At 75.0% G+C, this 7,034-nt stretch carries 6 protein-coding genes; 1 reads left to right on the top strand and 5 read right to left on the bottom strand.

The window, feature by feature from the left end:
* Positions 1-89: 89 nt before the first annotated feature.
* The gene (locus Q6969_RS11380; protein ID WP_317230543.1) at positions 90-2,039 is read left to right on the top strand and encodes an ABC transporter ATP-binding protein; all 1,950 of its coding nucleotides are present in this window, start codon (positions 90-92) and stop codon (positions 2,037-2,039) included.
* 143 nt (positions 2,040-2,182) lie between these two features.
* On the opposite strand, the gene Q6969_RS11375 is transcribed toward Q6969_RS11380, so the two are convergent.
* From Q6969_RS11375 to dacB, 5 genes are all read right to left on the bottom strand, one after another.
* Entirely contained in the window at positions 2,183-2,551 is a 369-nt protein-coding gene (locus Q6969_RS11375; RefSeq protein WP_317230542.1) for a DUF2834 domain-containing protein, read from the bottom strand.
* A gap of 94 nt (positions 2,552-2,645) precedes the next feature.
* Positions 2,646-3,458, bottom strand: coding sequence for an RNA methyltransferase (locus Q6969_RS11370; RefSeq protein ID WP_317230541.1), 813 nt, complete (start codon positions 3,456-3,458; stop codon positions 2,646-2,648).
* On the bottom strand, positions 3,458-4,939 hold the full coding sequence (locus Q6969_RS11365) for an NAD-dependent succinate-semialdehyde dehydrogenase (protein ID WP_317230540.1): 1,482 nt from the start codon (positions 4,937-4,939) through the stop codon (positions 3,458-3,460). Before Q6969_RS11365 ends, Q6969_RS11370 begins: the two co-directional genes overlap by 1 nt.
* Positions 4,940-5,061: 122 nt before the next feature.
* Positions 5,062-5,652 (bottom strand): isochorismatase family protein, encoded by a 591-nt coding sequence (locus Q6969_RS11360; protein ID WP_317230539.1) that lies wholly within the window; start codon positions 5,650-5,652, stop codon positions 5,062-5,064.
* Between the two features lie 64 nt (positions 5,653-5,716).
* On the bottom strand, positions 5,717-7,034 hold a 1,318-nt coding region (gene dacB / locus Q6969_RS11355; protein ID WP_317230538.1), incomplete at its 5' end, for a D-alanyl-D-alanine carboxypeptidase/D-alanyl-D-alanine-endopeptidase.

Raw genomic sequence — 7,034 nt, 5'->3', positions numbered from 1 at the left:
CCCGCCGTCCGCGCGGGGTCCGACCCCGACCCGCCCGCGACGCCGTCCGCGCCGCCGCACGACGCCGACCGACGATCCCGGGAGCACCCATGACCGAAGCCACCACCGCCCCGCGCGCCCGGTCCCGCAACCCGTTCGCCCGCCGCGACGCGGCCGACGACGGTCCCCGCGCCCGCTTCTCGGAGCTGCTCCCCTACATCCTCGAGCAGCGCGGCCTCATGGCCTTCGTCATCGTGCTCAGCGTGCTCGGCGCCGCCGCGAGCCTCGGCCAGCCCCTGCTCGTGCAGCGCGTGGTCGGCGTCGTGCAGGACGGCGGCGCGCTCGGCGCGCTGGTCTGGGCGCTCGTCGGCCTCGTGGTCGTCTCCGGCCTCCTCTCCGGCTACCAGCACTACCTGCTGCAGCGGATGGGCGAGGGCATCGTCCTCTCGTCGCGGCGCACGCTGGTCCGGCGGATCCTGCGCCTCCCCATCTCCGAGTTCGACACGCGCCGCACCGGCGACCTCGTCTCCCGCGTCGGATCCGACACCACGCTCCTCCGGGCCGTGCTCACGCAGGGCCTCGTGGAGGCGATCGGCGGCGCCGTGACGTTCCTCGGCGCCGTCATCGCGATGCTGATCATCGACCCGGTGCTCCTCGGCCTCACCGTGCTGGTCGTCGCCGTCTCCGTCGTCGCCGTCGTGGGGCTCTCCGGCCGCATCCGCGTGGCCAGCCAGCGCGCGCAGCGCAAGGTGGGCGACCTCGCCGCCAGCGTCGAGCGGGCCATCGGCGCGATCCGCACGGTCCGCGCCAGCAACGCCACCGACCGGGAGATCCGCACCATCGAGGCCGACGCCGAGGGCGCCTGGGAGATGGGCATCAAGGTCGCGAAGGCGTCCGCCGTCGTGGTGCCGATCGCGGGGATCGCCCTGCAGGCGTCGTTCCTCGTGGTGGTCGGCGTGGGCGGCTTCCGCGTCGCGTCGGGCGCCATCGGCGTCGGCGACCTGGTGGCCTTCATCCTGTTCCTCTTCCTCATGATCATGCCGCTCGGCCAGGCGTTCGGCGCCGTCACGGCGGTCAACCAGGCGCTCGGCGCGCTCGGCCGCATCCAGGAGATCGTGAAGCTGCCGGGCGAGACCGACGACGACCAGGCCCTCGCCGGGCGCCTGCGCGACGACGGCCCGAGCGCCGACGACCGCACGGACGCACCCGCCGTCGAGCTCGTGGACGTGCGCTTCGCCTACCCGGTCCCCGCGGCGCCGGACGCGGCCGAGGAGGACGCCGCCGACGGCTCCGGCGGCGCCCCGGGCGCCTCGGCCGTCGGCAGGACCCCCCGGGACGCGCAGGCGGCGGACGCGGCCCCCGGCGCCGACCGGACGGGCGGCGGCGTGCTCCAGGGCGTCAGCTTCCGCGCCGACCGGGGCACCCGCATCGCGCTCGTCGGACCCTCCGGCGCCGGCAAGAGCACCATCCTCGCCCTCATCGAGCGCTTCTACGACCCCACCTCCGGCGTCGTGCGCGTGGGCGGCCGCGACATCCGCACGCTCGACCGCGAGGACCTCCGCCGCCAGATCGGCTACGTGGAGCAGGACGCGCCCGTGCTCGCGGGCACCCTGCGCGAGAACCTCACCCTCACGGCGTTCGACGCCACCGACGAGGACTGCGTCCAGGTGCTCCACGCGGTGAACCTCACCGAGGTGCTCGCGCGCAACGAGCTCGGCCTCGACGCCCCCGTGGGCGAGGACGGCATCATGCTCTCCGGCGGCGAGCGCCAGCGCCTCGCGATCGCGCGCACGCTGCTGTCGGCACCCCCGATCCTCCTGCTCGACGAGTCCACCTCCAGCCTCGACGGCCTCAACGAGCAGCTGCTCCGCAAGGCGATCGACGCGGTCGCCGAGCACCGCACCCTCATCGTCATCGCGCACCGCCTGTCGACGGTCGTCGACAGCGACCTCATCGTGGTCGTCGAGAAGGGACGCGTCGTCGGCACGGGCACGCACGCCGAGCTCGTCGTCTCGACGCCGCTCTACCGCGACCTCGCGAAGCACCAGCTCCTCGTCTAGCGGAGGGCGGCGCCTCCGGGGGCCGGTCGGTGCGCGCATGCGGCGCGACCGTCCGGCGCCCCGAACCGACGGCGACGGCGACGCCGGCTCGGCTCAGCTCAGCGTGATGGCGCTCGGCGCGGCGGCGCTCAGCGCGACGGCGCTCAGTGCGACGGCGTCGCGAGATCGTCCGTCGGCGCGGTGATCCGCATCTCCCGCGCCGCGAGGAACAGCGGCAGGGCGACGGCGAACGCCACCAGCGGGACGAGGACCACGTACACCCACACGCGCCTCATCCGCAGCCGCCGTCCCTCCGCGATGATGAACGTCACGCTCGCGACCGCGGCGATGAGCAGGTCCCAGGAGAGCGACGACACGGCCGGGCCGCCGGCGGACAGGTCGGCGAGGAAGTCCCGGCCGGTGGTGATGACCTCGATGTTCGCGGTCCACGTCAGGACGAGCCCGGCCAGGGCGAGGACCATGTACGCGACGGCGAGGGGCGTGGGCCGCCGCCGGGTGGGACGCGTGCTCATGGGGACCCCTTCTCGCGGACGTCGCCAGGCTAGGCGCCCGGGGAGCCGCGCGGCCCGCGGGTGCGCCGCATCGACGCTCCGCGGATGCCCCGCCTCACCCGGCCGGTGCCGTGAGCGCGTACAGCGCGACCGCGCTCGCGGCGGCGACGTTCAGCGAGTCGATGCCGTGCGCCATGGGGATCCGCACGACCGTGTCCGCCGACCGGATCGCCTCCGCGGAGAGCCCCGGCCCCTCCGACCCGAGCACGATCGCGAGCCGCTCGTGCTCCGCGGCGGGGAAGTCGCGGAGGGAGACGGCGTCGGGCGTGAGCGCCAGCGCCGCCACGTGGAAGCCGGCCGCGGCGAGCGTCGCCCGCGTCTCCGGCCACTCCCCCGTGCGCGTCCACGGCACCTGGAGCACCGTGCCCATGCTCACGCGGATGGCCCGGCGGTAGAACGGATCCGTGCAGCGCGGCGTGACGAGCACGGCGTCGGCGCCGATGGCCCCGACGGAGCGGAAGATCGCCCCGACGTTGGTGGGGTCCACGACGTCCTCGAGCACCACGACCCGCCGGGCGTCGGCGACGAGCGACGCGACGGACGGCAGGGCGGGACGGTGCAGCGACGCGACGACGCCGCGGTGCAGGACGTACCCGGTCAGCTCCGCCAGCAGCTCGCCCGGACCGGTGAACACGGGCACGTCGCGGTCGCCGACCAGGAGGAGCGCCTCGTCGACCGTGCCGCCGAGCGCGAGCACCGACCGCGGCACGTGCCCGGCGCGGAGCGCGCGCTCCAGGACGAGGGCGGACTCGGCCAGGTAGATCCCGTGCCCCGCTCCCGGGTCCTTGCGGAGCGCCACGTCGGTGCGGTGGCTGTAGTCGGCGAGCCGCGGATCCCGCAGGTCCTCGACCGGGACGACGTGCGCCACTAGGCGGCGAACGGGTCGGGCGTCAGCGTGTACTTCGTGCTCAGGTACTCGTGGATGCCCTCGAGCCCGCCCTCCCGGCCGAGCCCGGACTGCTTGACCCCGCCGAAGGGCGCGGCCGCGTTCGAGATGACGCCCATGTTGAGCCCCGTCATGCCGGTCTCGAGCCGCTCGATCATCCGCTGGCCCCGGGCGAGGTCGCGCGTGAAGACGTACGAGACGAGCCCGAACTCGGTGTCGTTGGCCAGGCGCACGGCCTCGTCCTCGTCCCCGTCGGCGAACGGGACGATGGCCACGACCGGGCCGAAGATCTCCTCGCGGAGGATGTCGCTCCCCTCGGCGACGCCCGTGATGAGCGTCGGCGGGTAGAAGTGCCCGGCGCCCTCGCGGGGCTCGCCGCCCGCGCGCACGCGGGCGCCGCGGTCGACCGCGTCGCGCACGAGGCGGTCGGCCTTGTCGACCGCCCGTCCGTCGATGAGCGGGCCGACCGTCACGCCCTCCTCGGTGCCGCGTCCGATGCGCATGGCCGCGATGCGCTCCTCCAGGCGCTCCGCGAAGGCCTCCGCGACCGATGCCTCGACGATGAACCGGTTGGCGGCGGTGCACGCCTGCCCGACGTTGCGGAACTTCGCCGCCATGGCGCCGTCGACGGCCGAGTCGAGGTCCGAGTCCGCGAAGACGACGAAGGGCGCGTTGCCGCCCAGCTCGAGCGAGACGCGGAGGACGTTCCGGGCGGCCTGCGCGCCGAGCTGACGGCCGACGGGCGTGGAGCCGGTGAAGCTGAGCTTGCGGAGCCGCGGGTCCGCGATGAGCGGCTCGGTGACGTCGGCGGCCGAGGTCGTGGGGATCACGTTGAGCACGCCCGCGGGCAGTCCCGCCTCCGCCAGGAGCTCGGCGAAGCGCAGCGTGGTGAGGGGCGTGAGGTCGGCCGGCTTGATGACCACGGTGCAGCCCGCGGCGAGCGCCGGAGCGATCTTGCGGGTCGCCATGGCGAGCGGGAAGTTCCACGGGGTGATGAGCAGCACCGGCCCGACGGGGTGCTGCGACACGATCATGCGGCCGGTCCCCTCGGGGTTGATGCCGTACCGGCCCGTGACGCGCACGGCCTCCTCGGAGAACCAGCGGAGGAACTCGCCGCCGTAGGCGACCTCGCCGAGCGACTCCGCGAGCGGCTTGCCCATCTCCAGCGTCATGAGCAGCGCGAACTCGTCCCGGCGCTCCTGCAGCAGGTCGAACGCGCGACGGAGGATCTCCCCGCGGACGCGCGGCGCCGTCGCCGCCCAGCCCGCCGCGGCGTCGACCGCGGCGTCGAGGGCGCGTGCCCCGTCCGCCGGGCTCGCGTCGGCCACCCGGGCGATGACCTCGTCGGTGGCCGGGTCGCGGACGTCGAACGTCGCACCGCCCTCCGCGTCGACCCGCTCCCCGCCGATGAGGAGGGTGGTGGGGGTGCCCGACAGGAGGTCGGTCTCGGTGGTCGCGCTCATGGTGTCCTCGCTTCTTCCGTGCTGGTGCTCGTGCGCTGCGTCGCGCTCGTGCCGGTGCTGGTGCGGCGGCTCGTGCGCCGGCGCGTCCGCGTCGTGCCGGGATCGCCGCGGTCGTCCGTCGGTCAGACGGCCGGGCCGTCGACGATCTCGGCGCCCGCGTCGCGCAGCCGCTCCAGGGCCGCGGTGCTGGTGGCCGGGGCGACGCCCGCGACCAGGTCGGCGAGCACGCGCACGCGCTTGCCCTGGTGGACGGCGTCCAGCGCCGAGGCGAGCACGCAGTAGTCGGTGGCGATGCCGACGACGTCGATGTCCGTGATGTCGTGGAGGACCAGGAGGTCGGCGAGCGGCACGCCGTCCTCCGTCGTCCCCTCGAAGATCGAGTACGCGGGAGCGCCCTGGCCCTTGCGCAGGTGGAAGTCGACCGCGGTGACGTCGAGGTCGGGGTGGTACTCGGCACCCGGCGTGCCCTGCACGCAGTGCTCCGGCCAGGTGGTCGAGAAGTCGGGCACGGTGCCGGCGGCGGCGAAGTGCCCGCCGTTGTCCCCCGTCGCCTCGTGCCAATCCCGGGACGCGAGCACGTGGTCGTAGCGGTACGGCTCGGCCGCGAGGAGCCGGGTGATGCCGCGGGCGACGTCGCCGCCGCCCGTGACGCCGAGCGCCCCGCCCTCCGTGAAGTCGTTCTGCACGTCGATGATGAACAACGCCCTGCTCATGCGCCGCTCCTTCCCCGGGCCGTGCCCGGTGCCGTGGATCCGCCGCCCGGGTCCGGGTGGCGCGTCACTCGTCGCCCAGGTCCGCGCCGCAGCGGTACGTTCCCGCGGCCAGCGCGTCGAGGGCGACCTTCGCGTCGCCGGTCACGTTCCCGATGGCGTAGAAGGCGAAGGTCAGGGTGCTGCCGTCGGCCGCGTCGACGATGCCCGCGAGCGTGTACCCGGTGTCGATCCACCCGGTCTTCGCGACGACGTGCCCGCGGGCGACCGAGCTGTCGCCCGTGAACCGGCTCGCGAGGGTGCCGGTGCGTCCCGCGACCGGGAGCCCGTCGTGCAGGTAGCCGAGCGCCTGCTGGCGCTGGTCGACCTGGATCATCAGCTGCGCCAGGAGCGACGGCGGCACGCGGTTGTCGGGGCTGAGGCCCTGTCCGTCGACGATGGTCAGGTCGGAGGTGTCGAGGCCGTACGCCTCGAGTGCCTTCGGGATGCCCGCGGCCAGCGACTGCTGCGTGCTCCCCGCCCCGACCTGGATGCTGACGAGCCGCGCGAGCGACTCCGCGAGCACGTTGTCGGAGTTGATGAGCGCCGTCTGGACGAGGGAGGAGACGGGCTGCGACTCCACCTTCCCGAGGACGGCGGCGCCCGCGGGGGCGGTGCCCTGCGCGACCTCGGCCGAGGCGCCGAGCATGGAGCGGAACGTGCTGCCCACGCGCGCCAGCGGGTCCTCGCTGCGCGCGGAGACGACGGCGGCGGGATCCGCGCGGTCGGCGTCCAGCTGCAGCGGCGTCATGAAGCTCGAGTACCCGGCGCGGCGCTCCGTCGCCGCCCAGGACGGCGCCCACGTCTCCCCCGAGAAGAGCGACGTGTCGAGCACGATGCGGGTGATGGGCGTGCCGGCCGTCGACGGATCCGCGGCCCAGGCCGTGCGGACCTGCTGCGCGAGGTCGCTGAGACGCGGGGCGCCCGGGTACACGGAGCTGCCGGAGGTGAGCCGGGAGAGGGTCGGGTCGCCGCCGCCGACGAGCACCACGGTGCCGGGCTCCGCACCGCGGACGACCGTGGTGGCGATGCGGCGGTCGGGACCGAGCGCGGCGAGGGCGGCGGCCGACGTGACGACCTTCATGACGCTCGCCGTGCGCTCGGGGGTGCTGCCGTCCCGGTCGAACAGGACGCGCCCGGTGGCCGCGTCGCGGACCTGGCCCTCGAACGTCGCCAGCCGCGGATCCTGCGCGAGCGCGGAGATGGAGCACATGCGGAGGTCGCGGGCGCCGGCGTCGGCGGGCGCCGAGCGGGCCGGATCCGCGGTGGGTGCGGGGCTCGGCGTCGGCGAGGCCTCGGCGGTGGACGCGACGCTCGCCGATGCGCTGCCCGATCGCCCGGTGAGC

This window comes from Clavibacter sp. MX14-G9D (assembly GCF_032917815.1).
GTDB classification, from domain to species: Bacteria; Actinomycetota; Actinomycetes; order Actinomycetales; family Microbacteriaceae; genus Clavibacter; species Clavibacter michiganensis_K.
The sequence above is the reverse complement of the archived record's forward strand: the minus strand, read 5'-3'. Positions and strand labels throughout refer to the sequence as shown.

Excerpts from the sequence above, each read along its gene's own strand:
- Q6969_RS11365 (WP_317230540.1), bottom strand. The coding sequence starts at position 4,939 with ATGAGCGCGACCACCGAGACCGACCTCCTGTCGGGCACCCCCACCACC.
- Q6969_RS11375 (WP_317230542.1), bottom strand. The coding sequence starts at position 2,551 with ATGAGCACGCGTCCCACCCGGCGGCGGCCCACGCCCCTCGCCGTCGCG.
- Q6969_RS11360 (WP_317230539.1), bottom strand. The coding sequence starts at position 5,652 with ATGAGCAGGGCGTTGTTCATCATCGACGTGCAGAACGACTTCACGGAG.
- Q6969_RS11380 (WP_317230543.1), top strand. The coding sequence starts at position 90 with ATGACCGAAGCCACCACCGCCCCGCGCGCCCGGTCCCGCAACCCGTTC.